Consider the following 25,425-nt stretch of genomic DNA (forward strand, 5'->3'; position numbering starts at 1 on the left):
ATGAAAACCCGGCACATTTCTGCCGGGTTTTTTGATAAGAAGCGAAAGATTGAGCGCGCCCGTTTGCCGGGCAGGGCAAGGCGAACCGTTTGACCATTCTCGAAATTCCGGAAAAGCGTCCCGAAACGCCCGAAGTTGCCCCCCGCATCGGGTTTGCAACCGGGGTCGTCGTGTCCCTGGTCTTTCACGGTCTGGCGGCGCTGCTTCTGGTTGGCGGATTTCAAGGACTCCGGCCACCTGAGGGAGTGGAGTCGGTTGAGGTGGAGCTGGTGACACTTCCAGAGCCGGTTTCGCCGGAGCCCGTACCCTTGGAGGAAGAGGAGGCGCCACAAGAAGAAGCTGCCGAGGAAGAGCCTCCGGTCGAGGAAGAAGAGCCGGCACCTGAAGAGCCTCAAGAAGAAGAGGCCGAGCAGGAGCCAGAAGAAGACGTGCAGCCTGAGGGACCTGAGGAAAACCCGGAACTCCCGGAGATCCCTGTTTTACAGCCCGTCATTGAATTTGGCGATGAAGATACAGCGCCCGAAGGCAGCGAGTTGGGAGAGCCGCAACAGGCAGAAACCAACCTGGAAGAGCCGAATTTAGAAGACACGCCGATTGAAACGGCAGATGCTTCAGAGCCAGAGCCAGAGCCAGAGCCAGAGCCAGAGCCAGAGCCAGAGCCAGAAACGCCAGTTGAAGATGCCGAAGTCGACGAGGCCGCGCTCGACGAGCGGGAGTTGGACGCGCCCGAGATCGAAACGCCTCTGCCTGTCGAGGCCGGGGAGACTTCTGAACCAGTTGGGGAACCGGAAGACGCTGCCCCCGAGCCGGCCGACCCTGGCCCCGAGCAAACTGAAGCCTTAGACGAAGACGAGACTGCTGAGCCCGTAGAGGCCGGTGCAACTGAGGAGCCGGAGGAGCTGCCAACGCCTCCTGAGGCAACACCTGAGACGACACTGGACGAACCGGTTGGAGGTGAGCCGGAGGGTGCGGAAGCACAAACGGTTGTTGCCGCGATCCCGCGGACGAAACCGCCTGTGCCGGCGGGAGTGACATCTTCTGCCCCGCGTGGTGAAGCGTTGCGACCAGCCCGCACACTGTTGTCAGGCGACCTGCTCGCAGATGGGCGTGTGCGGACTGCCATGCGCGGCATGTCGGACAGTGAGCGGTTGAACCTTTTGTGCGCAACGGAGCTGCGAGCGCAACTACAGGCACAAAATCCGCCAATCCTGCCAGATCTCCTACCGACGTTTCAAACGCCTCCGGGTCTAACGGTGTTGAGGCCAAGCGGTGCGGCGTTCCGAACGTTCGGCACGTGGCACAATGTCGATTTCCGCTGCCAGGTGGATCGCGCGATTACGCGTGTTGAAAGCTTCAGCCTGCGGGTCGGGTCACCCGTGCCGCGATCACAATGGCGCAGCCGCGGATTTCCGATCTTCTGATTATCGGACGAAACGAGTATAAGGTGTCAGTTGATTAGATAGTATTCTTCAAGGATGGCATCAAAAACGCCGGTCTCTTTGACTTTTGCCAGCCCGCGCTGAAATTCTTCGACAAGCTTTGGATCCGTGTCTTTCTGAAAAGCCATATAAGCGTAACCGCTCAGCTCTTGAATCGGCAGCGCACGGCGGATTTTTCTTGGATCCACATCCTCAAGTTCGATGAGTTCCTTGATGACAGCGTCATCAATGATCATCAGGTCTATGCGTTTTAGCATCAATTTGCGGAGGTTTAGCCTGTCGTTTTCAACGGAAGACAGGTTGGTAAAACCGTTGGCTTGAAGAAACTCGCCTTTCGCGTCACCAAAATAGACACCGATCCTCAGAGGCCGTGCATCTTCCAGGGATGTAAGCTTTGGGGCGTTGTCATGGACCAGTTGATAGAGAGAAACCCCATAAGGTGCGATCTGGCCAACCCAGGCGAATTTGTTCTCACGATCCGGAGTTCTGAGGATCGAGTAGATCAAGGTGCCAGGCGTCTGCAATGCCATCTGATAACTGCGCGCCCAAGGCAAGAACTGGATCGGAGCCGCGCGGCCTGTTTCTTTCAAGACAGCCTCGACCACTTCTGTCCCAATCCCCTTCGGAACGCCATCATCCAGATAGTTGAACGGCGGCAGATGCTCTGTGACGATTTCCAGCGTTTCCGCTTTGGCGGTAAACGCGAATGAGATGTACAGCGCAGCTAGGAATGCCAGTTTCAAGATACGCTCCGAGTGGTTTTACTGCTTTGAAGAATACACGAGGAAATCCAACACGCCACAATAAGTGCAGGCAAGAGAGATTGCACAGCCGGTTGAAAGTGACAAAGGCAATGCCGCCAGCATGGTGGACGAACCGAGTATTGCCGGTCGCCAGAGTTTTGGTCGAATCGAGCCAGCTCAATTGATCAGAAGGTATTGGTTCAGGATCTGTTCGTACTGTCCGTTTTCCTTGATGAGTTCAAGGCCGCGCTGCACAGACATCACAAGATCAGGATCCGTTTCCTTGTGAAAGGCCATATAGAGGTGCCCGCTGACTTCGTCGATTCCCAGCGTCCTGCGGACTTTGTTTGAGGCAATGCCTTCTTCCGCGAGGAGGGGGCCAATCACACTGTCATCGATCGCGATGAGGTCGATGCGCCCCAGCATCAGCTTGCGCAGGTTTAGATGATCATCTTCGGTTGTTTGCAGATTTTGAAAGCCGTTTTTTCGCAAAACGGCCTCCTTGGCATCGCCCCGGTAGACACCAACCTGTAATAACCTGGCATCACTTAGCTGGGTTAATTTGATCACCGGTTGGTCCGCGCGTTGATACAAAGACGCACCGAAGGGCGCGATTTCTCCGACCCAGGCAAACAACGCCTCGCGTTCCGCCGTTCTTGCGATGGAATAGACCAGTGTGTTGGGTTTCGTTAAAGCGATCTGGTAGGCCCGGGCCCAGGGCATGAATCTGATTTCTGACGTATGTCCGGCGGCATCCAAGGCAGCTTGCACGACCTCTGTCGACATGCCGCGCGCTTCGCCATCTTCCAAATAATTATACGGGGGCAGGTGTTCGGTGACGATAGTGATGTGCTCTGCCTTTGCCGGCAGTGCGATTAACGCCAACAGGATCAATAAAGCAAAAGCTCTCAACGCTTTAATTGTCATGGTGTTTATCTTTTTGTCTCACCTCTTCTTTCCTAGGGTAAATTTGATTTGTAATCAAATGCTAAAAAGTAATTCAAAATATATTGCTTGTATTTTGTTTGTGCGCAACTTTTGAATTGTAGTGTTTTGTGCAGCAGGCTGGCCCTTCTGATCCAAGGGCTACCGCTTTGAAAGATCGATCGCACCTTTAGACTGATTGTCATGATTTTGGTTAGGTTCCGTACACCAGGGCCGCTGTGCGGTCTTGTCCCCGGCAGCGTTGGACGGCACACTCCTTTCAACCAAACAACACCAACCTGTTGAGTTCCAATGCCAAACAAGCAATCGCGTTTTCTGATCGACACGTATTTCGCTGCATTTAATGCCGGTGACACCAAGAAGATGGAAAGCTTGGTCGCCGAGGATTTGATCCATGATGTCAATCAGGGTGAGCGACGGCTGGGTAAGGACGCCTTTTGGTCGTTCAACGTTCACATGACCCGCTGTTACAAAGAGCGCCTGACGGATATCGTTCTGTTTGTGAACGAGGAGGGCACGCGAGCGGCTGCCGAATTCATTGTTCACGGCACGTATATCGCGACCGATGAAGGATTGCCGGAGGCCGACGGCCAGACCTATGCGCTTCCTGCGGGTAGTTTCTTTGAAATTCGCGACGGCCAGATCGCTCGCATCACCACCTACTACAATCTCCAGGATTGGATTGCCCAAGTGGGAGGTGAGGCCAAGGAAGCCTCGTAACATCAATCTCTGATGTCTTCCACGTCGCAGGGTGTTTGCTGAACTTCAAACCGTAGGCTCGTGAGATCGAGCTGTGTGCCGTTTGCCTCAGGACACTCTTGACGCGCTTCAAAAAACTATATAACTAGAATTATAGTTATATTGATTGCGCTGACAGGGACGAGGTGTGTCATGGTTCTGGAAGAAGCCGCGCAAGGCTTTGCGGCGCTGGGCTCGGAAGCCCGGCTGCAAGTGTTGTTGACCTTGGTCCGGGCAGGGCGGGAAGGTTTGAGTGTCGGTGACATTCAAACTCGCACCGGCATGGCCGCGTCCACGCTGGCGCATCATCTGAAGTTTCTCGCATCTGCAGACCTGGTGGTTCAGGAAAAAGACGGCCGGTCGGTGATCAACCGTGCCGCTTTCGAGCGGCTGGAACTGCTGGCTGGATACATCTTGAAAGAATGTTGCGCGGAAGAGGGCAAGTCCTTCTTTCTTGGCGTTGAAAGGAAAGCGGCAAATGACTGAGACCGTAGACGTAGCGCAAAACACAAGCTGCTGCGCATCCGGCACTGATGGCCAAGGCGCGGCAAAACAAACGTGGTCCTTTAAACGGTTTCCAGGGCGGGACTATATCCTATCGCCCTGGGCAATTGTTGTGACCGTTCCAGTTCTGGTCCTGGTCCTCGACCAAGTTCAATTCGTGCCGTTCGTGAGCTTTGCCATTCAGGCGTTCCTCGGCACCTTGCCCTACATCGCGTTCGCGGTCCTGTTGATTGCGTGGCTGAAAGCGGCCGGAGCAGAATCCTATGTGGGCAAAGCCTTTGAAGGGCGGGAAACGCAGGCGATCGTCCTGGCGGCTTTGTTTGGCGGGCTGGCTCCTTTCTGTTCATGTGAAGTGATCCCATTCATTGCCGGCCTTCTGGCGGTCGGTGCTCCGCTTTCGGCCATTATGGCGTTCTGGCTGTCATCGCCTCTAATCGATCCGCCGACGCTTTTGATTACAGCGGGTGCACTTGGCTGGGAGTTTGCCATCGGGAAGGCGGTCTTCGCAGTGGCCCTTGGTTTGTTTGGCGGCGCGTTGGTGGCATTTGCCATCCGCTCAGGCCTGTTTTCAGATCCGGTGCGTGTCGGATCGTCTGTCTCTGGCTGTGGCTGTGGGACATCGCCAAAGACAGGCCGGCCAGTCTGGCAATTCTGGAAAGAGAGTGAGCGCACAAGTACGTTCGGGACCGAGCTCAAGGCAAATGCTTTGTTCCTCGTGAAGTGGCTGGCCCTGGCTTATGTGCTTGAGGCATTGCTGGTCATCTATGTGCCAGCGGACATGATTGCGCGTGTTGTTGGCGGTGAAGGTGTTGGCACCATTGTCATTTCCGCTTTGGTCGGTATGCCGGCCTACCTCAACAGCTATGTGGCTCCGCCGCTGCTTGCAGGTCTGATGGACCAGGGCATGGGCGCAGGCGCTGCGATGGCCTTCATGATCGCAGGTGCTGTCAGCTCCATTCCGGCAATGGCTGCGGTGTGGTCGCTGGTCAAGCCGCCAGTCTTCGCAACCTACCTTGGACTTGGTTTCACCGGTGCGGTTCTGTCGGGGCTTTTGTTCCAGATGATCGTCTAATCAGATTTCGGACTTGAGGGGGCACCATGTCCATCTTTGTGAATGTAACTATTCAACCTGACCAGGAACACGGCCGAAAACTGTTGGTGCCGACCGGAATTCCAACCCCGCACCAGACACCCATTTCTTTCAAGGTGGAAGGTGGCGCTGTTGAACTGAGCGGAGAAGTCTCAACGGGGCAGATGGCAGCTCTGATTTCACCGGAAGACGGAAAGCCGGTAACCGTATCTTATGCCTATGCAGATGGCGGTTCGGGTTATCCGGAGCCGATGTTTCAGCCCCGGTTGAACCGGTTCACGCGCGCGGCCAACGAGCTTGTTGACGATGTGCGCGGGCTCGTTGACAGCTCAAAAGACGGTCACGCGGCCATTGAGGCGATCGTAAATGCGGTTGCAGAAAAGTTTCAATACGGACATCCGGAGGTGCGCTTCAATGATGGCCTCGATGAAGTGCCGTATATCTCCTGCGGTCTGACGGAAGGGTCCTGCGTTGACATCAACACGTACCTGATTGCGTGTCTACGGGCTGCAGGGCTCGAGGCCGGATATGTCTACGGCTACTTCTTTCCGGAAGAAAAGAACGGGACCTGCGTTGATGGTCACTGCTGGGTGGTGACACGGTACGAGGGCCTGGTTCTGGAGTGGGACATTGCACACCATTTGAAACTTGGAACTCGGGAGATCTGCTGCGGTCTCAATCCCAAACCGGGGCACCGTGTGGCGACCGCGCATTCCATGGGCCTCAGTTTCCCAACGCTCGGCATCCATGAGACCAAGCTTCTCGGCGAACCAGCCTGGATTTCCTCAGACGGCAAGCTGGCAAGCGCGGATCTCGATATTCGATGTTCAATTGCCGATGAAGCTGTTGCGGCTTAACCGGTAAATCCGGCCAAAGTCCCGGATCAAATCCGGAACAGCAAAGTGGGCGGCGTTGCGCTATTCTTGAGGGGCAACGCCGATCTTGCTTCTTAACTGCGCTTCCGGCTGAAAACCATTTTCTGACCTGCCAGCTTGTCCTGCGGGCCGGTCCATGCGTAGGCCAACAGGGCCGGTTCTGTTTTGGACACCGTTATGCGGTGCGCATGTTCAGGCGGGTTGAAGATCATGGATCCCGGCGCATAAACGCCCTGATGGTTTTCAGAAACGGCGCCGGAAAGGCAGATGTAACTCTCTGAAATTCCGTCATGTGAATGCGCCGGATAGGTGCAATTCGGGGCAAAGAGAACCAACCCCAGGATCACCTCAGTCGTCAGGATTGGTCCGTTGGGACCGCAAAGTTCGGCATAAGCGTATTTCTTGTCGAGCCCGCGCGGGACCTTCTCGTAGCCGTATTGCCAAGTCAGCTGGTCCTGCACGGATTCAATGGAGCGGATCAAAGTGGCCGTTCGTTCTAGGCGTCCTTCGTCCAAAGCCCGTTTCAGATGGGCTGTCACCGGTTTGTGGGCCGGGGCATCGAAACGAAGTTCGGCATTTGATTTTATGACGCGGGAAATCGCCTCGCGGACAGCACGCTGATGCGCCCGGATGCGGTCACTGCCGCCGGAGGACAAAAAGCGATAGACCTCATAATATTCCCGGAGGAGGTAGCCCCAGTCGGGATAATCCGACAGCCGGCGGTGTGCCAAGGTCTCCGATTCGCTCTTTTCAATTTCCAGCAAGGTGCGATCTCCTCTCGCCAAAATGGAGGCGCTGCAGTGTGTCCGCGTGGCAAAGTAGAGGCTTTTGTCACGGCGGCAATCACAAACACATATCCGGCATGCACGAATTCCGGAAAATCACATATTGCGCTTGGCGTATGGCCAGCTAACCTGCGCGCCGCATATCTTGGGAAGTCTTCATGTCTGTCATAATTGTCGGGGCCGGAATATCCGGTCTATCTACCGCCTGGGCCCTCACCAAACGCGGCGTGTCCGTCACGCTGATTGAACAGGGCCCAATCCCCAATCCTTTGTCGGCTTCCGGCGATCAGCACAGGATCATCCGCCGGGCCTATGGTGGGCATGGCGGGTATCAGCGCCGGATCGGTGACGCATACGCAGCCTGGGACGAAATGTGGGCGGACATTGGCCAAAAGCACTTGGTAGAGACCGGCTTTCTGCTGCTTTCCCAGGTCGAAGGGGACGGCGGCGATGAGTACCGCACGGGTCTGATCGACGGCGGTTACCCCTTTGATGACATGAGTGCCACGGAGACTGCCGCGCGCTTTCCGTTCATTGATGCAGATACGATCCGCTGGGGCGCTTATAGCGACGAGGGCGGTGTTCTGCTGTGCCAGAAAATTGCCAGTGATCTGCGAGATTGGCTCCAAGAAACAGGAGCTGACATCCGCGAGAACACGCGGGTTATATCGGTCGACCCGGACGCTGGATCTGTGACAGTCGCTGATGGATCTGTCCTTCGTGCAGATCATGTGATTGTCACGGCCGGAGCCTGGACGCTTGGCCTGTTTCCAAAGTTCAAAACAAGCCTCACCACCTACAGGACGGCAGTTGTGTATCTCACGCCGCCAGAAGACTTAAAGGCGGCGTGGGCTGCCGGTCCCGCGATCCTCGATCCCGGTGGAACCATCGACGGCTATGTTCTCCCGCCAGTCCCGGGAACGGGCCTCAAATTCGGAGCGGGTATTCACAAATACACCGCAGAACCCGATCAGGACCGGGATGCCAAAGACGGCGAGGGGGAAACCTTGCGCGACTACTTCGCGCCGCCGTTCGGCCGGATCAAGGAATACAAGGTCGATGATGTTGTGACCTGCGCTTACACCTTTACCTCGGACGAGCATTTTTTCTGCACAACCGAGGGCAAGGTGACGGTCGTCTCCGCATGTTCCGGGCATGGCTACAAGTTTGGGGCCGTTGTCGGGCAAAAACTCGCAGATGGGTTTCAATCGAGCGACATGGACACGGCCCGTATCTGGCTGGAAGCCAGGGATTGACGGTCTGCGTGAAGGTGTGAGCACTCAATGAAACAAACCGGGAGAGCATCAAGTGCTTTGCCCGGTATGTGTTTCAGCCCTTAAAGCAGATGTCCGGAGTGCAGCAGATAGCGTTCTGCAGTTGCCTTTTCTGGCCGGTTTCTACCCTTTTGAGGGTCTGAAAACAGCGACTTGAACCAAGTCTGCTGGTTGTTCATTGCTCGGATCATCAGATCCTGGGCGTTGGGTTGGATGTGTTTCTTGCTCATCTCTATCACTCCCTTTCAATGATACGGCGGATGTGCCGTTTCTTGTTAGGTGTTGACCAAAGATGAGAAGCGCATGTCCAATCCGTGAACGTCTTGTTATGAATAGAAGTTTCCGGCTGCAAAGCAAAAAAGCGGGCTTGAAGCCCGCTTTTTTGAAGATCAGCGCAACAAATAGGGCCGACCTAAGCTTTTGCCCGACCTTCTTCGACTGCGTCGAGGATAAACTTTGGAAGTGCGAAAGAGGCTGCATGGACATCGGGTGTGTAATACCGGGTGTCGAAACCTGCTGCCTTGAAACGCTCCTCAAGGACCGACACGGCCTGCTTGCGCAGCTCCGGATTGTCGGAGGCCCAGCCAAGGGTCATGTGACCACCGAAATAGGTCGGGATCGCTGCGATATAGGCCGTTGCGTCCTTGAAGATGCGGGAGAACCGCTCAACACTGGTGACAAGTTCGTCTCTTTGCAAAAACGGCACGCCGTTTTGCGTCACCAGGACCCCGCCCGGGGTCAGGATACGGTGAATGTCGCGATAGAACTCTTCTGAGAAGAGGACAGCACCCGGGCCGTGCGGGTCGGTGCTGTCGACGATCACGACATCAAAACGCCGGTCTGTTTCAGCGGCAAATTTCAGGCCGTCTTCAATCACCAGCTCAAACCGCGGATTTTCCAGAACACCCGTGTTGAAGTCGGCAAAATGCTCTTCGGAGAAGTCAACGACCGACTTGTCGATCTCGACCTGAACGAGGCTTTCCACGCTTGCGTGCTTCAGAACTTCTTCGGCCAAGCCGCAATCACCGCCGCCAACGATCAGAACAGACTTTGCCGCGCCGTGGGCGATGATCGGCACATGGGACATCATCTCATGGTAGATGAATTCGTCCCGCGTGGTGACCTGCGTCACCCCGTCGAGCATCAAGATCTTTCCAAACACAGGATTGGAAAAGAGCACCAGATCCTGGTGCTCTGTCTTTTCCTGATAGAGGATCTCGTCGCAGGTGTAGCTGACCTGAACGCCCGGATGGAGCGTTTCGTTGAAGACCAGACCGTTGCTCATTCTGCCGCATCCAGAGCATGCGGTTTTGACAGCTGGTTCGCCACCTCACGCCCGCGCAGCAGCTCGGAAACAGCAGTCTTGCCCGGCTTGAAAGCCTTGCGCAGCACTTCAACGCACTTCTCGGGCTGTGCATCTCCGCACATGAAGACGTCAAAGGCGGCATAGCCAGCTTCCGGCCATGTGTGAACGGAGATATGGCTTTCCGCTAGCACCGCAACGCCTGACACACCGGTTGGCTCGAAGGGGTGCAGGTGAATGTGCAACAAGGTTGCTCCGGCCTCTTCGACACACGCGCGCATGGTCTCTTCCATATAGGCGAGATCATCAATGCGTTCAGCATCGTAGAGGTCAATAATCAAATGCGCACCAGCGCAGTGGACCCCTTCTTTTTCAATGAAGTGATCCAGGCGGTCGTCTGAATACACAGAGGCCGCGGTCGAAACGTTTTCTTCCTTCTGGGTGGTGCTTCTTGGCTCGGCAACGCTGATGGCGTCTTCTGCTACGCGAGCCTCCAAGTCCATCCCCAGTTCGAAGAGGGCGTTGCTTTTCATGATCGCTCTCCCAAACCAGCAGATGTCCCCGGTGGAGGGCCTTGGCCCCTATTTCCGGAGCGCCCTCCTTACAGATATTGTCTTTGAATCTCAATGGGGTGATCGCAAAAAATTGCTGCGGATTGTGCAGCTCTGCTATGTGATGCACTACGATAGAACGGATCGGTGAAAAAACATTCCGCGATTTGAGGGCGTTAGCAATGGCAATTGAGATCCGGCGATTAACTGGCGAAGAACTGAAAAAAACTTTGGGTGCGTTGGCTCAGCTGCGCATATCGGTTTTTCGGGCCTGGCCGTATCTTTATGAGGGCTCGCTGGACTACGAAGAAAAGTATTTGGGTCGGTATGCGGAGACGGAAGACGCAGTGATTGTTGGCGCCTATGTTGGCGACCGCTTGGTCGGGGCGGCGACAGGAGAGCCGCTTGGCGGAGAATACGAGGCTTTCCAGGCCCCGCTGCGCGCAAAGGGCTTCGATCCGGACAAGTTGTTTTACATGGCTGAATCGGTCCTGGACCCAACGTATCGCGGGCGAGGAATTGGTCATCTCTTCTTTGACGAACGAGAAGCCCATGCAAAGGAGTTGGGTTTTGATGAGGCTGTCTTTTGTGCAGTCGTGCGCCCGGATGATCATCCGATGAAACCGGCGGACTACCGGCCGCTGGATTCGTTCTGGACAAAGCGCGGTTATGCAAAGCTGGAGGGCGTGATGGTAGCCTTCCCATGGCAAGACGTCGGTGAAAGTGAAGAAACCGACAAACCCATGCAGGTTTGGCATCGGCGGTTCTGACGTTTGGCCGATCCAGCAACTGCCAAGAGCAACCATCGACATATGTCAGTGATTGACCGCGGGAGATCCTGGCTATGATGCAGTCTTACTTGTAAGCCGCGCAGGCTCAAAGATTGGGGAGGTCCTTTTGTGGGTGATACGGCAGATGAAGCTAGTAAATTGACATGGGACCCGCGCGAGATCCGGGACTGGCTGCTGGAGCAGGGGCGTTTCGAAAAGGACCTGCACAGCTTGCTTCAAAGTTTGGGTGGCCAACTCCTGGAAGCGGGGGCGCCGGTCTGGCGGTTGCGGCTGGTGATGCGCACCCTGCATCCACTCACAACCGCTGTCGGTTCGGCTTGGGAACGTGAACCCGGCGGATCACGGCGGGTCGAGTCCGCCCACGGCCTTGAGCAACGACCCGCCTACATCGGCAGTCCCATGCAAATAGTTTCACAGACACGAACACCTTACCGGCGGCGTTTGAGCAATGAACTCGGAGATCAGGACCATAACGTCTTGCATGAGCTGAAAGCCCGCGGCGCGACGGATTACCTTGCACTGCCGCTGCGCTTTTCTGACGATAGGGGCGCGATTTTTGTCGTGACCACCGATTGCAGCGGCGGTCTGTCGGACGCCGATGTTGTGGCTTTTACTAGGATTGGGGCGGCTTTGGCCCCGATCGTCGAGGTCTATCGGTTCCGCGATACTTCGGCAGCCATAGCGGAAGCGTATCTCGGGCGGCGAACCGGTCAAATGGTGCTCGATGGCCGGATAAGGCGGGGCGATATCGAGCGCATTCATGCCGCCATTATGGTCAGCGACATCCGGGATTGGACCGGTTTGAACATGCGTCTGTCCGCGGAAGAGGCGTTGGGCCGCGCCAACCGGTACTTTGAAATCATTGCCGAGGCAGTGGAAGGCAAGGGCGGTGAAATCCTGAAGTTCATCGGAGACGGTGTGCTTGCGATCTTTCCGACTGAGGATGGTCAAGTCGACGATCGTGCCGTATGCGCGAACGCTCTGGAAGCAGCTCAAACCGCACTGCAGTTCGCCCAGGACGCAGAGCCGCCACTTGATCTCACCTTCGGGATCGGTCTGCATTTTGGGGAAGTTCTTTACGGCAATATCGGATCATCACGGCGGATAGACTTTACGGTACTCGGTTCCGCCGTAAATCTGGCATCTCGTCTGGAAGGATTGTGCCGGCAATGGGGCCGGCAGGTTTTATTTTCAGAAGATGTGGCAGGCCGGCTCAATGTGGAGATGGAAAAATTGGGTTCCGCAGAATTGAAAGGAGTGAACGAGAAAGTTGGTGTTTTTGGTATTTTGAATACGTACGGTAATTCAATTTTCAAACAATAATGATAATTCGATTGTAATATATTCTAATGTAATAATTACATTTCTAGTATTTATTCTATTTAATACTGTGATCATTGTTTGTCTTTATCGTTTCCCAATCCATGCTGAGGCTGTTCCAATGCGGAATTTCCGCCTCCATGAAGTGTTGGAGGACTATGAAGATGATCAATTGGAAAATGTTTGCCGGGGCCGGTGTCGCCGTTTGTATGCTGGCAGGGCAGGCGTCCGCGACAGAATGCCCCCGTGGCGGGACTTTGATCGCAGGCGCCAGTGATTACCGGCCGTATCAGAAGGTCGAGGGCAACGAAGTCAGCGGAATGGACTTTGAAGTCATCGCCGTTGTGCTCGACAAGCTCGGATGCGGATTGGAAACCCAGGCGCTCCCTTGGGCCCGCCATCTGAAAGGGCTGGAAGACGGCAATGTCGATATTGCCTCCCCGGTTTCCAAGACGGAAGAGCGCGAGGCCTTCGCGCATTTCAGCAGTCCCTATGTTGATGCACAGGAAGTCCTGTTCGTGCCCGCTGGCAAAGAAGGGGCGTACAGCTCTCTGGCTGACTTCTTCGAAAAGGGCGGCAAGCTCGGGACCATCCGAGAATATGCCTATGGTGGCGATTTCAATGATCTGAAGGATAAATATGCCAGTCAGATCGATGACACCGACAGCCAGGAATCCAATCTGAAGAAGCTTGCTGCTGGACGCATCGATGCGACACTGGGTGAAGTGTTCGTGGTGTCGGAGGATATCAAGCGGTTGGGGTTTGGTGACAAAGTCGTGGCGTCAAATGTCATCATCTCTTCCGATGCATCCTACATCATGTTCAGCAAGAAGAGCGTGCCGGAAGAGTTCGTAACGGCTTTCAGCGAGCAAATGCAGGCGATGAAAGACTCCGGCGAATTCGACACCATCACGGCGAAGTACAAGTAAGCCCGAATGGGCTACGATTAAACGCGTCCCAATGCGAACAGCATTGGGACGCGTTGTTCTTCTGGCCCAAATTCAAAAACTAGCAGAGCATATAGTCTAAAAAGACAATGTTTTTCGCCTGCTGTTCGTCTGATAGCAGAGGCGGCTTCGGTATGTGCAGCGGAACAAAGCCCATCAACGGATCTGGACGTTCATCCAGCCGCCATTGATCACCAACACGTGTGCCGAATTTAAACCCTTTATTGAGCGAATGGCCCGACACTTGTCGGAAAGTTGAGCCGTATTTGTTTGCGGTGAACGGCTGAGTGCGGGCGAAACGAGAAAAAGAATGGCGAGAGTTGCCAAGAAATCTTTGAGTGCCAATACATTAATCCTCGCGCTGCTTGGCCTGTGGATCGGCGTTTTATTGATGGGGTCACCAGCAATCTCTCAGGAACTGAGGCTTGTGACGTCGCCGTGGCCGCCATCCAACTACTTGGATGAGGAAGGACAGCCAACGGGTCTGACCGTCGCAATCATCGAAGCCATAAAAGAGAAGCTCGGTCTGTCGACACCGATCGAGGTCATCCCTTGGGCGCGGGGTTACAAAATTGCGCAGTCCGAGCCGAACATTTTGCTGTTTACCGCGGCCAAGACACCTGAACGGGAAGAGATGGGCTTCACGTTCATCGCGCCGGCCGTGATGTGGACACATGGGCTGCTTGCCAAGAAAGACACCGCTATCAAGATCAAGAGCCTGGAAGACGCCCGTTCGCAGGGTTTGACCGCAGTTGGGGTTCGAGGATCCTGGCAGGTCAAATTGCTTCAGGAAGCAGGCATCGATACTGTCGAAGCGGATGATCAGGAAACATGTGCCCGGATGCTTTTGGCTGGCAGGGTACATGTCTGGATTACCTCCCAGCTGCAGGCATCAACCGTGTTGCAGGAAATCGACATGCTGCCGTCTGCAGTGGAACCGGTGTTCATTCATAGACGCTCCCCCTCTTATCTCATGGTGTCGAATGGCACTGACTCGCAACTTCTGCAAAAGTGGCAAGACGCATTTGATGAGCTGAAGAACGGCGACGCACTTCACAAGGTGGCAGAACAGTGGAGTCAAAAGCTGGGCATTCCGCTCATATACGATCCGGAAGAAGGCTTTTCCGCCAAAAACGATGCTCTCGATACCACTGGCTGAACCTCAATGACACCCGAGCCATAAAATGGCGCAAGGGCAATGAATGCCCCTGCGATTGATGGTGTTGACTAGTTCGCAATCTGCCATTGAATGATGACCGAGGCAGAAATGGTTTCTTCCCCTGCCTCGATCGGAACAGCATCGGCCTTGGCCATCATCATGCCTTCTGCGCGCATCATGACCGGCCGGGGCATCTGAATGCCGGTTTCTGAAATTGAGACAATACCGCCGAGTTCAACACCGGCCGCTTCTGCAAAAATGCTTGCTTTGTGTTTTGCTTCCTGGACCGCGCGCTTGCGAGCCTCATCGAGTTTCTCGTCCGGGTCGCTCACCTGAAAGCGGATGCCGTCGACTGAGTTCGCGCCGCTGTCGACGACACCTGTCAGGAGGTCGCCCAGTTTGGTCAGGTCGCGGACATTGATTTCCACTCCGTTACGCACCTCATAACCGGTGATGTCTGGCTGGCGGTTTGAGTTGTCCGTGATGCGCTCATATCGCGGATAGATCGCAAAGCCGCTTGTCTGAATGTCCTTGGCCTCAATTCCGGCGGCTTTGATCTTCTCGATCACCTTGGCGAGATCGGTAGTGTTTCCGGACAGAGCATCAGCTGCCGTCTTTGAGATCGTGACCACCCTTGCGGTGATCACCGCCATGTCCGGGGCGACAGAGACTGTTCCGCGGCCGTCCATTGTGATTGTCCCGGTGAGGGCCGCGGTCTCATCAGCATAGCCAGGAGCGGCGGCGAATGATGCCACCGTAAAAGCGGCGGCGATGAAGGCGTTTCTTGAAACTTTTGGCAGCTTGCCAATGCTCGACTGAATGAACTGCTGCATGGGTCTTATTCCTTTGAACGATATTCAAAAACTGTTCCAGAGGTGAACCGCCAATAGGGCAGGGGTAAGGCCACGTGGTTCAGCTGGCATTCATCTAGTCCGTGCCCTTCGAATAAGGGATCAGCTGCCCGGCTGAGTGGCGGCGGGCAGATCGCCGATCTCGCCGTTTTCGGAAAGCAGCACCGCAACAGGCCTTGCTGCCTCGATTTTGGAACACACGATCACGATCATCACCGTCAGCGGCACACACAGCACCATCCCGACCACACCCCAGATCGCGCCCCAAAGCGCCAGAGATAACATGATCACCAATCCGGACAGGTTCAGGTTTGCCCCCATCAGCCGGGGTTCGATCAGATTGCCAATGGAAAACTGGATTAGTCCAAGGCCCGTCGCGATGATCAGGAATGGGCCAAGGGTGTCGTAATAGACGATCGCCAGAAGGCTCGGGAAAATCACGCCGATCAAAGACCCGATCGTCGGGATGTAATTCAGGACAAAGGCGATGAACCCGAAGAGGGCCGCGTACGGTAAGCCGATTGCAATAAGAACTAGGCTTGTGAGGACGCCAGTTGCGACAGACACAGCGGTTTTGATGGTGAAATAATGCATCAGGGAGGAATTGATTTCCGCGCGGATCGCAAAAGCGGCTTTCGCCCGCTCCGGTGTCGCGAACAGCTTCTCGAACTTCCGGTCGAAGGTGGACTGCTCAAGCAGCAGGAACAGCACATAGATAAAAACAAGGCTCGCAGACCCCGCAATTGCGGTCACCACACTTGCTCCCGCAGTCACCATCCTTGGCACCACTGAGTCCGGGAAAAGGTCCCGCAGTTCCACCGGGTCGTTGAGATGGAACAGATCCGCTGCCTGCATGAACAGCTCTTCCAGCCGCCGTTGATAGGCTGGCGCATCCTGGGCGAGCTGGGTAAGGTTGACGGCGACAATGTCCAGAACAAACGTGCTGACACTAAAGATTGTCAGTAGGGCGAGGGGAAACGCCACAAGCCCGGGCAGATGAAAATTCCCGTAGCCGATCCGCCGGTATACGTTCGACAGTGCGTTGATCATGTACCAGACGATGATTGCGATGATGAACGGCAGAAGCAAGGACCGCCCGACCACCAGAAGCCAGCCAACCATGGAAATCAGGAAGACGGTAAGGGTCAGGGTCAACAGGGGTGAGCGCATGCGAAGGTCCCGCCAAACTGATTGGCATTGCAGATTCTTTCGCCCGACCGTACCCCGCTCCGAGGGCCATTGAAAGTCCGGTTCTGATGGTAGAAAATGGACATCCTCGGGAGTGGACCAAACCGCGGAAATGAGCAGTTTCCCGTTCTTGCGTGCACAGTCAGGACGTGACATTGTGCGGCGCTTTTTGCTTCCCGCTTCCGGAGGCGCAATAACAAGAGGTCGTCGATGAATTCCAAAGCTGTTCGCCGCTTGCTGCGCGTGATCATTCCACTGGCCATTTTGTTTTGGCTCGTGCCGTGGATTGCAGGGATCTTCATTGTGTGCGGCTTGATCGACTTTGCCCGCCACAAGCGGTTCGACAGTGCGCTGATCGCCAAGTACTTCTCCGGCAACGGCCTTCTGACCTGGGTGCTGTCACCGGTGAACCTGCTGTTTGATTTGATCTCCAAGCGTCATCATTACCGCATGCAGCTGAGCGAGTTTCCTGATGAGGAGCGCGCTGAAATCGAAGAGATGCTTCAGGTCTTCAAGGATCGCCAGGATGAAATCCTCACCGACTTGAAGGCCCGCATGGGCGACAAGCGCCGCGGCATGGTTTTTTATCGCTGGTATGACGAACAGGGCGATCAGTCGATCCCTGAGTTCAATCGCGACTTCAAATACATCAAGACGATCGGTGTATCCCTGTTCAATGGTCAGGAGAAGACGTCCCTCCATTTCGGTCCGCTCCGCCTGACCATCCGTCTTCTCTACAACATGACCACCCGCCAGAGCGATGAGGTGTTCATCGAGGTGAACGGCGAGAAGCATTTCTGGCACGACGATCCGCTGTTCATCTTTGACGACACGATCCAGCACCGCTCGGTCAATGGCGAAGACGGCCTGCGTGCCTGCGTGTTCGTCGATGTCCTGCGCCCGAGCGCGTTCACCGGTCTTCAAAATGTCTGCGTGAAGATCTTCAACGTGCTTCTTTCAGGCATCAACCGGGTTTTCTACAAGAACTGGGACATGCTGAACAAGAAACAGGACGGCGCCGCACCCGCTGCTGGCGAGTAACTTCCTGAGGTCAAATTAGTTAGGGCCGTGCCGGTTTTCTGCCGGTGCGGCCTTTCCTGTTTGAAGAGCGGCCGTTCAACCGCCGTGCTGCGCTTTCGGAATGAAGTTTTTGCCTGATGAGTGTGCGGGTACAGGTGCAAAGAAGCTGCGCTTTGGGTCACGCAAACACTGCGTTGTTGAGGAGGCTGGAAACCGCTTGAGAGGCCGGGGCCTTTCGTGTAGTTAGCAAATCAGGGCGTGTGCCAAATCATCTTTGGCCGCCCTCGTGGGCCTGTAGCTCAACTGGTTAGAGCCGTCCGCTCATAACGGATTGGTTGGGGGTTCGAGTCCCTCCGGGCCCACCATTTTTCTCCAGCACATCTCTCTCGGTGAGCCCTTCGGGAAAGGCAGTCAGACTGTAGCTCGCCACCCAAAACTGGAATTTTTGACACAACGATCTGGAATTTTCAGTTTTTCTCGTGATTTCGGGTGCGCTGGGCGGCAAAGGGGCTCAAATCTCGGCTTGTTTGATACCTTCTAGCTTATTTCAGGTCATCTTCTGAACAGCGCTTAAAGACCCTTTAAACCCCTTAAAATCGCCATTTACAGCGTCATATGTGTAGCCTTTAACACCTTCCACGCATGCGCTGCAGCCAGGCTGACCACCCCGTTACCGGCCGCATCGGATCGGTCCATCCGATCGGCCACCCCATGATCCAGTCCGAGAAGTTCGGGTTGAAGGTCAGGATGCCTTGCAAGGATCTCGGACCAGCGGCCAACTTCAAATGGAGCGGGCGGGAACAAGGGTAGGTCACTTCGCCCGTCGGCACTGCATTCCAGCTCCGGATCAAGAGCCACATCTGGGTCCACAGACGGGCCGCCTTGCCAAGTGCGATCTGTGCTCCTTTCTGTGTCGGGTCGTTCCGGAACCTCATGCCCTTTTGCGACAGTTCCAGTTCGATCCGGTTGCAGTAAAGGGACTTTGTCGGCGTGGGCCAGAATGAAGAGCCGTCGCCGTAGGTGGGTCGCACCAATTTCAAGCGCCGAAAACATGCCTGCTTTGATTGTGTAGCCCAAGCCGCGAAGGTCTTTGAACACCTGGGCGGCTCCCAGGGTGAGGTGTCCTTCGACGTTTTCGAAGAAGCACCACTCAGGATCGACCTCTTCGACAATGCGCCTGATGTGCGGCCACAGATGGCGCGGATCGTCTTCTCCTTTCCTCTTTCCCGCGAAGGAGAAGGGCTGACAGGGATATCCGCCAGTAACGAGATGAACTTTCGAACGCCATGGTCTGCCGTCGAAGGTGGTAACATCGTCCCACAAAGGAGCCGGATCCAGGGCCTTGTCTGCCATCCGCGCCACGAGGGTGCTTGCAGCGAAGGCTTCCCGCTCGACGTAACAAACAGTTTGATATCCGGGTTCTGCGATATGGAGGCCGAGCTCCAGGCCGCCAACGCCTGCGCACAATGCAACTCCTTTGAGGGCAAATCCATTGAGGGGAGTTTGGGCAGGAAAGCCGTCATGTCTGGGATGAAGAGCCACACGTTGATCTCCGTGATGGACGCTCATGCTGATCAGCATCACGGCGTTCGCTGGAGGGCTCAACAGGCCTCAGATGATTGAGCGTACCGCACCTGCGGCACTTGATCTGGATATCGTTGGAGATGATGCCTTGTCTAGTCTTGAATAACAGGGCGTTACAACTCCCGCACCGAATGTCCTGCATTTCAACCTTGGAGAGAATCGCTCATACTCGGCCGGCATCGCGCGATGCAAGCGGGTGCGGCGGTTATCTCAAGTTACTGCTGGGCGGGTTCTTGGTTTGGCGATTGAGGCCCGCCGTCCGGATTTTCGGGTCCGGACCGCCCGTGTCTTTAAGCTTGCGGCACCACCGGCAACAGGTAATGCAGCGCCACCTTCACAGCCCCTGCCGTAAAGCTGCCGCCATTCGCGCTCAAGCGCACATTCGTATCTGAATAAAACGCTTGCGGTCCGATCACCCCAGCATTGGTGGAGCCTTCCGCAATCCCGAGCGACCCGCCGAACTTGGACGCTTCCCCAGCTATACCGCAGTCATAAGAAGTTGCCCCGGTGATGGCTGTGGTTGTCCGGGTCGACACACACCAGACGACGGCGCGGTTTGGAATAACGATGGTAGTGTCCACGCTTGCGCCACTCAAACCCGACAGTTCTTCTTCCACCGTGCACATCCGGCTTTCGGCACCGGACGGTGTTCTTGAGAGTGTAGCCACTTGGGAGAGCAAGGCGCCATAATTGGCCCAACCAGTGGCCGTGTAGACCGCCAACGTCCCTTCATCAGAAATGAAGGCAATCAGACCAATAAATGGCACCAGGAACATCCAGGCCCCATCAGCGTAATGCGCTATATTACCGTCTTGGCCGGTCCAATCCCCGGTCCCGCCACTGGCGACGATGTAGCTGTCGCCGTCGCTGGCTGCCGGTGGTGCGGTCAGACCCCGATCAAGTACCGCCAAATGGGAAAGGGCATCCAGAACTGATAGCGCTTCGTTGTGAGTGATTTCCTTCTGCGCCTGAGATGCCGCGATCAAAGGGAGTTTATGCCGGGCGGTGGTGCTCATAAGATTTCCTCCGTGGGGTATCCGCGGCCGACTGTGCCGGAGACTTGGAAAACACGAACTGCAATCGACGCTTCGACGCTGCCGAAGTCTGCCACCTGGTCCGCGGCCGTGTAGGTGTGATTGGTCGCTGTCAGTCCGGTGATGGTCCGAACAACAATGGATCCGGATAGGATCTCCAAGTCATAACGCTCGCTGTCTTCATGGAGCGGCACATCAGAGCCACCTGTCCATGTTCCATTGCGCCGCGTGCGCCGGATCCAGCTTATGGTCAGGTTCCCGGCAAGATCCCGCTGCCCTCGCACATGCGCTGGCGCAAACGGCTTTAACGCCACCGCTTCAAAGGTGTTTGAACGGTTCTTAAAGGCCGTATCAGTGGAGGGCAGGGGAGATGGTCCATAGGCCCAAGTCCGAAGAACACCGCGATCAGACAGTGGCACATCCGCCTGTATCAGCGCCTCATCCAGCAGCACCACGCGGCTGCCGGCTGCCACCGGATCCCGCATGGCATGTTCCGTTCCGCGCCGGCCGCGGAGCAGAGTGGAGAGCTTCCAGGTCTGCGGCGCAATTAGGTCCGCTTCGGCAAATTGCAGGATTTCCCAATCGCCATCGCCGTTCCGGATCGCCAGCGCGTTCTCCGGACCGGCCAGGAGTGTGTCTTCAGAGACGGATGCCAGCGTTCCATAGGCGAGTTTGACCGTCACCGAATTTTCCCGGTCAAAGCGATAAGGCGTTCCCGAATAGAGGTCTGTTGTCTTGACGCCGAGCGTTGCCGGGGCAACCACCTGGCCAACGATCCGGTTTCCTTCCAGCACCGTGATGCCAGCCCATGGATCAGCAAAACCTGCCAGCCAGGGCCGGTGTTCAATCTGCGTCTCTTCAATCACTGGAAGGTCCAGCACTTCCAGAACCGCTTCCCCGTACGTCGGAATGGGTGGCGGCGGCGCGGGCGGCGGCGGAGCGGTCCGGGTGGATCGATAGTTTGCCGTGTCGACCGAGACCGCTTCGCACTGCCGAGCTCCGCCATCGATGATCCGGGTGAGCCGCATGTCGCGGGCTCTCCCGGCAATGCCGATCGAGATAACATCTGCCGGATCAAACCGGATCAAAGAGGGCGGCAGGGCAAATCCTGCTTGTTCTCGCGCTGACCATTCGCCGTAAAGCCAGTCTTCGATCATACCGCCGGCAATGCCTGCGTCGATGACAGCCGGGGCCGACAACCGCGTCACCCGTTCAGACGAGGCCACCAACCGTCCGGCCGCCGAACTCGTCTGGCGGTAGTCTCCCTCCGCATCCCAATAGACGAGCATGGCCCGCACCGGCAGATCCGTCTCTTGAGCCCGTGTGATCGACCAGTCGGCGTTTTGGCGGTCGGGCGCGGCCAGATCAGCCTCTTCGATCTCACCTTCCGGTTCCAAGCCGCGGGGAATGAACTTGATCAGGCCTTCGCTTTCCACCGCATCAAACCGGTAGAGCTGAGCTAGGACCTCGATCTGATCACGGGGTGAAGCCAGATCCGGCCGCAGCCAGCCGGTGACAGTGGCTTCCAGCAGCGAGACATCAATCGCGGTAAACCCAACCTGTGCGCAGATGTGCTTGATAAGGTCTGCCAGTTCCACAACACCGAATTTGCCCTGCACCCAATGGCCATAGGGCCAGTTGTTGCCGTCCGACCAGACGTTCAGATAATAGGGAAACGACGGATAGGGCCGGGCATCCCAGGTCCACAAATGGCTCCGGCCAAGATCCAGCATAGGACCGCCATAAACGGCCGAGACAGGGTTGTTGCCGCTGGATAGATCCCAATAGTCCAGAAGCGCCTGAATGCCGCGCCGTTGAATGAGATCGTCCCGCTCCTGGGCCGAATAATACGGCCAGGCGTTTTCCGAGGATTTTGGATCGACAAAGACGTTCGGCTGGTTGGTGGCTTTGTCGACCGAGGGAAAGCCATATTCGGTGAAGAGGATCGGCTTCGACTGCGGCACCCATCCCGTCGGAGATCCGCTTTCAACGCCTCCCGGCCGGTCATAGTGCGGATTTAGCCACCAGTTCTTGAAATCCTTCGTGCGGTACACCCAGGGCTTGCCAGATCCGTCCGTGATCGGCGTGCGGATCTGGGCATCGCGGTCGGCCGGACTGGCGTAATACCAGTCATAATCCTCGCCGCCTTCGACGTTGCCGGCGAGATAGGCTTTCGAATAGATCGACTTGGTCCCGTCCAGAAAATCGAGATGGGTCCGGCCGTCGCGCCAGTCCGACAATTTCATGTAATTGTCGATGGCAACGGCATCGATCGACGGGGAACTCCAGAGCGGATCCAGATGGAAGAAAAAATCACCGGTGCCGTCCGCCGGATCATGGCCGCGATACTCGGTCCAGTCGGCCGCATAAGTGATGTCGACGGACCCGCCCAAGACGGATTTGCAATCACCCGCGAGGCTGACCATTTGGCTCACCGCCGGATAGGTTGAGGATGAACTCCGGACCTGCGTCAGGCCGAACATTTCCGAGCCGATGACGAAGGTGCTGACGGCGCCCGGGTCTACGGCATTCACGGCCGCGCAGAGCCTGGCGTAATGCAGCACCATGCGCCGCAGCGACCATTCGGCCGGACCGGAATAACTGCAGGTAACGGCATCCGTGTCCGCATCCACCGACAGGCTGATATGGCCAGGAGCCGCTGTCCCGAACAGCGCATCAACCTGGGTTACAGCTGCTGCAGTTTTATCGACCGTTCCGGGTTGCCCGGCCGCCGGGGAACAGGTGATGCGCCCGCGCCAGGGATAAGCCGCCTGTTCCGCTCCACCATAAGGATCGGGCAAGCCATTGCCGGGCGGCACGTCCATCAGGATGAACGGATAGAAGATCACATCATAACCGCGGGCTTTGAGATCCCGGATGGCTTGCACCACGGTCTGGTCGGACGGGGTTCCGCCATAGACCGGCCGGGCCGGATCTTGCGGATCCCGGGAGATTTCGAGCGCGGTTTCACGGGTGTCCGAATGCACCGCCCAGGTCAGCGGTGTGGTGTCCTTGCCCGTGCCGAACTCGACCCCCGGCCTTATCTGGCAGTGCCCGCAGCGCAAGTCCGTGCCGAACCAGGCCACCACAAGCAAAACGGAGGTCACATTCGGGCAGGTGAAGGAATGATTGTCGAGTGCAACGGCCCAGTCGGTCCCGCCGACCTGGTTGTTGGTGTTTTCTGCCTCACTGGCGCCTTCGATGTCTGGATTGACCTTCCGGACTGGTTCATCGGCATAGACCCATTCGCCGGCGCCGGGAATGACGACCATGCCTTGAACGTCTTCCTCGACTCCACCAAGGCGGCGGAAGACTTCAAACTCGAATTGTGGAATGCGGTTGCCGAAGTTTTCTAGGGGCAGATCTTCAAAGACGATATAGGCCGTTCCCCGATAGGCAGGTGCTGAGCCTTCCTTGGTTTCGATCAGGGGATCTGGCTGCTGGTCATCGGTTCCCCGGTAAACCCGATGCGGCATGGTGGAGCGGTCTAGCAGCTTGCCATCGGCCCAGACCCGGCCAATCCCGACAATCGGGCCTTCGCAGATCGCGATCGCGAAGTTGCCATAATAAAGGTAAGTGGTCGTGGTGACTTTCTGGCCGCCACCGACACCCTTGCCGCCGGCCTTCTGGGTCGAGGTCGCAACCTCCATGCGCAAACGGGTCGCCCAGATCACCTGTCCCGCCAGCCGCAGGCGGCCAAAGGCATCCGGGATCGGCGCGCCTTCGGTCGAGGTCTGCAGGCGCAGATCGCCAATGCGCGATCCGTTGACCGCTGTCTTTCTGGATGGCGTCAGTGCAGAGACCAGCAGATTGTCGGCATAGGCACCGGCCACCGTTGCCGCGCCTGAGATCAATGCAGAGGTAAAGGCGCCGGCGCCGATCGCGCCGGAAAAGGCCGTTGCGGCGGCGCCCAGAACCAGTGTCGCCATCAAACCACCCCCGGAAATTGGAAAGCAAAGCGGATTTTTCTGCGCCAGCCGTCAAACAAGGCCACTTCGGCAACGGGCAGGTTTTCATGCGCATGGATGATTTTTCCCGCGGGATCATCGATGGTGGTAGTCAGCAGCGCGCAATGTTTAGCCGGAAGGTGTTCCTTGAACGCAAACAGCAGTACATCGCCCGGACCAGCTTCTTCCACGTCAATCGGCACCAGGTGACGGCTTGCAGCGTCCCGCAGAGTTTCTGCGCGGTGACGTTCCGCCCAATCCGGTGTGTAAGGCGGCGGTTGTTCCGGCTCTTTGCCAAAGAGATCACGCCAGACGCCGCGCAAGAGACCAAGGCAATCACAACCGGCGCCTTTGCAGCTCGCCTGATGGACATAGGGTGTGCCGATCCAAGTGCGTGCCGCTGCAACGACATCGGGACGGGAGACAGAAATCCTCATCTGAACAGGCTCCCGCCATCGTTCAAGTCATCCTTGTCCGCAAAGCCGATGATCACCTGGTTGCCGGGAATATGCGGGAACCCACCGAAGTTGATCCCGTTGCCGAACCTGGCCTGGCAAGTGGCAAAACTCTTGTCGCATCCGGCCTGAACCGTAAATGCATCGCCTGTTTCAATGCTGTCAGCCATCGGAAGGGACAGTTCGAAGGTCACGGTGCCACGCGCGTTTGAATGGCGTTTGATCTCCATGTGACGGCCTGCGTTGCCGCCGCTGGCCCAAGTCAGAAGACCATGGCGGAAGAGACCGTCTGTTTTGTCATCGAGGCCTGAGGCGGTGAAGCTCAGAAGATCAAAACCCTCGACAACCACACCGGAGAAGGTCCAGGCCGCCAGCGATACCTGACAGCGGTGATCGCCGAGCTCCCAGGAACAGTTGCGGTCGAACTGGCGGCCGTAAGGTTGCCCGAGCCGGTGGGCCAAACCGCGCAGTTCCGCCAGGAAAGCGGTCGGGCCGCGGGTGATCTCGCCGATATTGCCCTTGCGCACAAGCAACCGGTTGGATGGTTCGGTCCAGTCGGCCAGCCAGATCTCGATCTCCGCGTCATCCCAAAGCCCGCGGGCAATGTCATCTTCGGTGATGGTGGCGGACGAGAGAGCGCCTTCGACATCCAGATTGTCGACGGCAAGGCCCAGGCTGGTTTCGATCGAAGTGGCGGTGAACCCGGTGGCCGCTTCATAGGTGAGACCATCGATAGTTAGGGACCGGTCGTGATCGGTAAACCCAAAAACCGCACCATCCCGCCGTTCCACCCGCCAGAGGCGGCAATGGGTGGTCGCACGGCTGTCCAGGTTGGCTTGCATGGGGGTCGGCACGGTCTTCATGAATAGCCCTCCAATAGAA

Annotated in this window: 25 protein-coding genes and 1 tRNA gene; 12 read left to right on the forward strand and 14 right to left on the reverse strand. The window is 56.6% G+C overall.

Annotation, left to right across the window (positions count from 1 at the left end):
- Positions 1 to 89 precede the first annotated feature (89 nt).
- The gene (locus tag RBB44_RS17315; protein WP_306148879.1) at positions 90 to 1,421 is read left to right on the forward strand and encodes a DUF930 domain-containing protein; all 1,332 of its coding nucleotides are present in this window, start codon (positions 90 to 92) and stop codon (positions 1,419 to 1,421) included.
- Positions 1,422 to 1,447: 26 nt separating this feature from the next.
- Here RBB44_RS17315 and RBB44_RS17320 read toward each other — a convergent pair whose 3' ends face one another.
- Positions 1,448 to 2,182, reverse strand: a complete 735-nt coding sequence (locus tag RBB44_RS17320; protein WP_306148880.1) for an ABC transporter substrate-binding protein — start codon at positions 2,180 to 2,182, stop codon at positions 1,448 to 1,450.
- Between the two features lie 177 nt (positions 2,183 to 2,359).
- Positions 2,360 to 3,109 (reverse strand): ABC transporter substrate-binding protein, encoded by a 750-nt coding sequence (locus RBB44_RS17325; RefSeq protein WP_306148881.1) that lies wholly within the window; start codon positions 3,107 to 3,109, stop codon positions 2,360 to 2,362.
- Positions 3,110 to 3,418: 309 nt separating this feature from the next.
- Here RBB44_RS17325 and RBB44_RS17330 point away from each other — a divergent pair, with 309 nt between their 5' ends.
- The 4 genes from RBB44_RS17330 (at position 3,419) to RBB44_RS17345 (ending at position 6,316) form a co-directional block, all read left to right on the forward strand.
- Positions 3,419 to 3,847 (forward strand): ketosteroid isomerase-related protein, encoded by a 429-nt coding sequence (locus tag RBB44_RS17330; RefSeq protein WP_133946143.1) that lies wholly within the window; start codon positions 3,419 to 3,421, stop codon positions 3,845 to 3,847.
- A 171-nt stretch (positions 3,848 to 4,018) separates the two neighbouring features.
- The gene (locus tag RBB44_RS17335; RefSeq protein ID WP_306148882.1) at positions 4,019 to 4,351 is read left to right on the forward strand and encodes a helix-turn-helix transcriptional regulator; all 333 of its coding nucleotides are present in this window, start codon (positions 4,019 to 4,021) and stop codon (positions 4,349 to 4,351) included.
- Complete coding sequence (locus tag RBB44_RS17340; RefSeq protein WP_306148883.1) at positions 4,344 to 5,441, forward strand: permease; 1,098 nt, start codon at positions 4,344 to 4,346, stop codon at positions 5,439 to 5,441. Before RBB44_RS17335 ends, RBB44_RS17340 begins: the two co-directional genes overlap by 8 nt.
- A gap of 26 nt (positions 5,442 to 5,467) precedes the next feature.
- Positions 5,468 to 6,316 (forward strand): transglutaminase family protein, encoded by an 849-nt coding sequence (locus tag RBB44_RS17345; protein WP_306148884.1) that lies wholly within the window; start codon positions 5,468 to 5,470, stop codon positions 6,314 to 6,316.
- A gap of 92 nt (positions 6,317 to 6,408) precedes the next feature.
- Here RBB44_RS17345 and RBB44_RS17350 read toward each other — a convergent pair whose 3' ends face one another.
- Complete coding sequence (locus RBB44_RS17350) at positions 6,409 to 7,098, reverse strand: dimethylsulfonioproprionate lyase family protein (protein ID WP_306148885.1); 690 nt, start codon at positions 7,096 to 7,098, stop codon at positions 6,409 to 6,411.
- A 179-nt stretch (positions 7,099 to 7,277) separates the two neighbouring features.
- On the opposite strand from RBB44_RS17350, the gene RBB44_RS17355 reads away from it, so the two are divergent.
- Positions 7,278 to 8,375, forward strand: coding sequence for an FAD-binding oxidoreductase (locus RBB44_RS17355; RefSeq protein ID WP_306148886.1), 1,098 nt, complete (start codon positions 7,278 to 7,280; stop codon positions 8,373 to 8,375).
- An 80-nt stretch (positions 8,376 to 8,455) separates the two neighbouring features.
- On the opposite strand, the gene RBB44_RS17360 is transcribed toward RBB44_RS17355, so the two are convergent.
- The 3 genes from RBB44_RS17360 to speD all read right to left on the reverse strand — a co-directional run bounded on the left by RBB44_RS17360 (position 8,456) and on the right by speD (position 10,229).
- Entirely contained in the window at positions 8,456 to 8,623 is a 168-nt protein-coding gene (locus tag RBB44_RS17360; RefSeq protein ID WP_306148887.1) for a hypothetical protein, read from the reverse strand.
- Between the two features lie 182 nt (positions 8,624 to 8,805).
- Positions 8,806 to 9,678 carry a polyamine aminopropyltransferase gene (gene speE / locus RBB44_RS17365; RefSeq protein WP_306148888.1) on the reverse strand — a complete coding sequence of 291 codons (873 nt, stop codon included), beginning with the start codon at positions 9,676 to 9,678 and terminating at the stop codon, positions 8,806 to 8,808.
- Positions 9,675 to 10,229, reverse strand: coding sequence for an adenosylmethionine decarboxylase (gene speD, locus RBB44_RS17370; protein WP_050775990.1), 555 nt, complete (start codon positions 10,227 to 10,229; stop codon positions 9,675 to 9,677). Before speD ends, speE begins: the two co-directional genes overlap by 4 nt.
- A gap of 200 nt (positions 10,230 to 10,429) precedes the next feature.
- On the opposite strand from speD, the gene RBB44_RS17375 reads away from it, so the two are divergent.
- The 4 genes from RBB44_RS17375 to RBB44_RS17390 all read left to right on the forward strand — a co-directional run bounded on the left by RBB44_RS17375 (position 10,430) and on the right by RBB44_RS17390 (position 14,464).
- The gene (locus RBB44_RS17375) at positions 10,430 to 11,017 is read left to right on the forward strand and encodes a GNAT family N-acetyltransferase (RefSeq protein WP_306148889.1); all 588 of its coding nucleotides are present in this window, start codon (positions 10,430 to 10,432) and stop codon (positions 11,015 to 11,017) included.
- A 129-nt stretch (positions 11,018 to 11,146) separates the two neighbouring features.
- Positions 11,147 to 12,361 carry an adenylate/guanylate cyclase domain-containing protein gene (locus RBB44_RS17380; protein ID WP_306148890.1) on the forward strand — a complete coding sequence of 405 codons (1,215 nt, stop codon included), beginning with the start codon at positions 11,147 to 11,149 and terminating at the stop codon, positions 12,359 to 12,361.
- A 161-nt stretch (positions 12,362 to 12,522) separates the two neighbouring features.
- A complete protein-coding gene (locus RBB44_RS17385; protein WP_306148891.1) occupies positions 12,523 to 13,287 on the forward strand; it encodes an ABC transporter substrate-binding protein in 765 nt (254 codons plus the stop codon).
- Positions 13,288 to 13,615: 328 nt separating this feature from the next.
- A complete protein-coding gene (locus tag RBB44_RS17390) occupies positions 13,616 to 14,464 on the forward strand; it encodes an ABC transporter substrate-binding protein (protein ID WP_306148892.1) in 849 nt (282 codons plus the stop codon).
- Positions 14,465 to 14,532: 68 nt separating this feature from the next.
- On the opposite strand, the gene RBB44_RS17395 is transcribed toward RBB44_RS17390, so the two are convergent.
- Both RBB44_RS17395 and RBB44_RS17400 read right to left on the reverse strand, forming a co-directional pair.
- On the reverse strand, positions 14,533 to 15,297 hold the full coding sequence (locus RBB44_RS17395; protein ID WP_306148893.1) for an SIMPL domain-containing protein: 765 nt from the start codon (positions 15,295 to 15,297) through the stop codon (positions 14,533 to 14,535).
- 120 nt (positions 15,298 to 15,417) lie between these two features.
- Positions 15,418 to 16,485 (reverse strand): AI-2E family transporter, encoded by a 1,068-nt coding sequence (locus tag RBB44_RS17400; protein ID WP_306148894.1) that lies wholly within the window; start codon positions 16,483 to 16,485, stop codon positions 15,418 to 15,420.
- A gap of 228 nt (positions 16,486 to 16,713) precedes the next feature.
- Here RBB44_RS17400 and RBB44_RS17405 point away from each other — a divergent pair, with 228 nt between their 5' ends.
- Complete coding sequence (locus RBB44_RS17405; protein ID WP_008194009.1) at positions 16,714 to 17,544, forward strand: aspartyl/asparaginyl beta-hydroxylase domain-containing protein; 831 nt, start codon at positions 16,714 to 16,716, stop codon at positions 17,542 to 17,544.
- A 267-nt stretch (positions 17,545 to 17,811) separates the two neighbouring features.
- A tRNA-Ile gene (locus RBB44_RS17410) sits at positions 17,812 to 17,888 on the forward strand.
- Positions 17,889 to 18,126: 238 nt separating this feature from the next.
- Here RBB44_RS17410 and RBB44_RS17415 read toward each other — a convergent pair.
- The 6 genes from RBB44_RS17415 to RBB44_RS17440 form a co-directional block, all read right to left on the reverse strand.
- Positions 18,127 to 19,092: a DNA cytosine methyltransferase gene (locus RBB44_RS17415; protein ID WP_306148895.1), complete on the reverse strand. Its 966-nt coding sequence runs from the start codon at positions 19,090 to 19,092 to the stop codon at positions 18,127 to 18,129.
- Positions 19,043 to 19,249, reverse strand: a complete 207-nt coding sequence (locus RBB44_RS25540) for a Com family DNA-binding transcriptional regulator (protein WP_371932275.1) — start codon at positions 19,247 to 19,249, stop codon at positions 19,043 to 19,045. Before RBB44_RS25540 ends, RBB44_RS17415 begins: the two co-directional genes overlap by 50 nt.
- A 148-nt stretch (positions 19,250 to 19,397) precedes the next feature.
- On the reverse strand, positions 19,398 to 20,123 hold the full coding sequence (locus RBB44_RS17425; protein ID WP_306148897.1) for a DUF2793 domain-containing protein: 726 nt from the start codon (positions 20,121 to 20,123) through the stop codon (positions 19,398 to 19,400).
- Positions 20,120 to 24,070: a glycoside hydrolase/phage tail family protein gene (locus RBB44_RS17430; RefSeq protein ID WP_306148898.1), complete on the reverse strand. Its 3,951-nt coding sequence runs from the start codon at positions 24,068 to 24,070 to the stop codon at positions 20,120 to 20,122. Before RBB44_RS17430 ends, RBB44_RS17425 begins: the two co-directional genes overlap by 4 nt.
- The gene (locus RBB44_RS17435) at positions 24,070 to 24,525 is read right to left on the reverse strand and encodes a peptidase P60 (RefSeq protein ID WP_306148899.1); all 456 of its coding nucleotides are present in this window, start codon (positions 24,523 to 24,525) and stop codon (positions 24,070 to 24,072) included. Before RBB44_RS17435 ends, RBB44_RS17430 begins: the two co-directional genes overlap by 1 nt.
- Entirely contained in the window at positions 24,522 to 25,406 is an 885-nt protein-coding gene (locus RBB44_RS17440; protein ID WP_306148900.1) for a DUF2163 domain-containing protein, read from the reverse strand. Before RBB44_RS17440 ends, RBB44_RS17435 begins: the two co-directional genes overlap by 4 nt.
- Between the last annotated feature and the right edge of the window lie 19 nt (positions 25,407 to 25,425).

Origin of the sequence: Roseibium sp. MMSF_3247, from assembly GCF_030733765.1 — a bacterium.
In the GTDB taxonomy this organism is placed as follows: domain Bacteria; phylum Pseudomonadota; class Alphaproteobacteria; order Rhizobiales; family Stappiaceae; genus Roseibium.

Bases quoted from the DNA above. Each gene is read 5' to 3' on its own strand.
- RBB44_RS17325 (WP_306148881.1), bottom strand. From the start codon at position 3,109: ATGACAATTAAAGCGTTGAGAGCTTTTGCTTTATTGATCCTGTTGGCG.
- RBB44_RS17330 (WP_133946143.1), top strand. From the start codon at position 3,419: ATGCCAAACAAGCAATCGCGTTTTCTGATCGACACGTATTTCGCTGCA.
- RBB44_RS17335 (WP_306148882.1), top strand. From the start codon at position 4,019: ATGGTTCTGGAAGAAGCCGCGCAAGGCTTTGCGGCGCTGGGCTCGGAA.
- RBB44_RS17340 (WP_306148883.1), top strand. From the start codon at position 4,344: ATGACTGAGACCGTAGACGTAGCGCAAAACACAAGCTGCTGCGCATCC.
- RBB44_RS17345 (WP_306148884.1), top strand. From the start codon at position 5,468: ATGTCCATCTTTGTGAATGTAACTATTCAACCTGACCAGGAACACGGC.
- RBB44_RS17355 (WP_306148886.1), top strand. From the start codon at position 7,278: ATGTCTGTCATAATTGTCGGGGCCGGAATATCCGGTCTATCTACCGCC.
- RBB44_RS17360 (WP_306148887.1), bottom strand. From the start codon at position 8,623: ATGAGCAAGAAACACATCCAACCCAACGCCCAGGATCTGATGATCCGA.
- speE (WP_306148888.1), bottom strand. From the start codon at position 9,678: ATGAGCAACGGTCTGGTCTTCAACGAAACGCTCCATCCGGGCGTTCAG.
- speD (WP_050775990.1), bottom strand. From the start codon at position 10,229: ATGAAAAGCAACGCCCTCTTCGAACTGGGGATGGACTTGGAGGCTCGC.
- RBB44_RS17375 (WP_306148889.1), top strand. From the start codon at position 10,430: ATGGCAATTGAGATCCGGCGATTAACTGGCGAAGAACTGAAAAAAACT.
- RBB44_RS17385 (WP_306148891.1), top strand. From the start codon at position 12,523: ATGATCAATTGGAAAATGTTTGCCGGGGCCGGTGTCGCCGTTTGTATG.
- RBB44_RS17390 (WP_306148892.1), top strand. From the start codon at position 13,616: ATGGCGAGAGTTGCCAAGAAATCTTTGAGTGCCAATACATTAATCCTC.
- RBB44_RS17395 (WP_306148893.1), bottom strand. From the start codon at position 15,297: ATGCAGCAGTTCATTCAGTCGAGCATTGGCAAGCTGCCAAAAGTTTCA.
- RBB44_RS17400 (WP_306148894.1), bottom strand. From the start codon at position 16,485: ATGCGCTCACCCCTGTTGACCCTGACCCTTACCGTCTTCCTGATTTCC.
- RBB44_RS17405 (WP_008194009.1), top strand. From the start codon at position 16,714: ATGAATTCCAAAGCTGTTCGCCGCTTGCTGCGCGTGATCATTCCACTG.
- RBB44_RS17415 (WP_306148895.1), bottom strand. From the start codon at position 19,092: ATGAGCGTCCATCACGGAGATCAACGTGTGGCTCTTCATCCCAGACAT.
- RBB44_RS25540 (WP_371932275.1), bottom strand. From the start codon at position 19,249: ATGCAGGACATTCGGTGCGGGAGTTGTAACGCCCTGTTATTCAAGACT.
- RBB44_RS17425 (WP_306148897.1), bottom strand. From the start codon at position 20,123: ATGAGCACCACCGCCCGGCATAAACTCCCTTTGATCGCGGCATCTCAG.
- RBB44_RS17430 (WP_306148898.1), bottom strand. From the start codon at position 24,070: ATGGCGACACTGGTTCTGGGCGCCGCCGCAACGGCCTTTTCCGGCGCG.
- RBB44_RS17435 (WP_306148899.1), bottom strand. From the start codon at position 24,525: ATGAGGATTTCTGTCTCCCGTCCCGATGTCGTTGCAGCGGCACGCACT.
- RBB44_RS17440 (WP_306148900.1), bottom strand. From the start codon at position 25,406: ATGAAGACCGTGCCGACCCCCATGCAAGCCAACCTGGACAGCCGTGCG.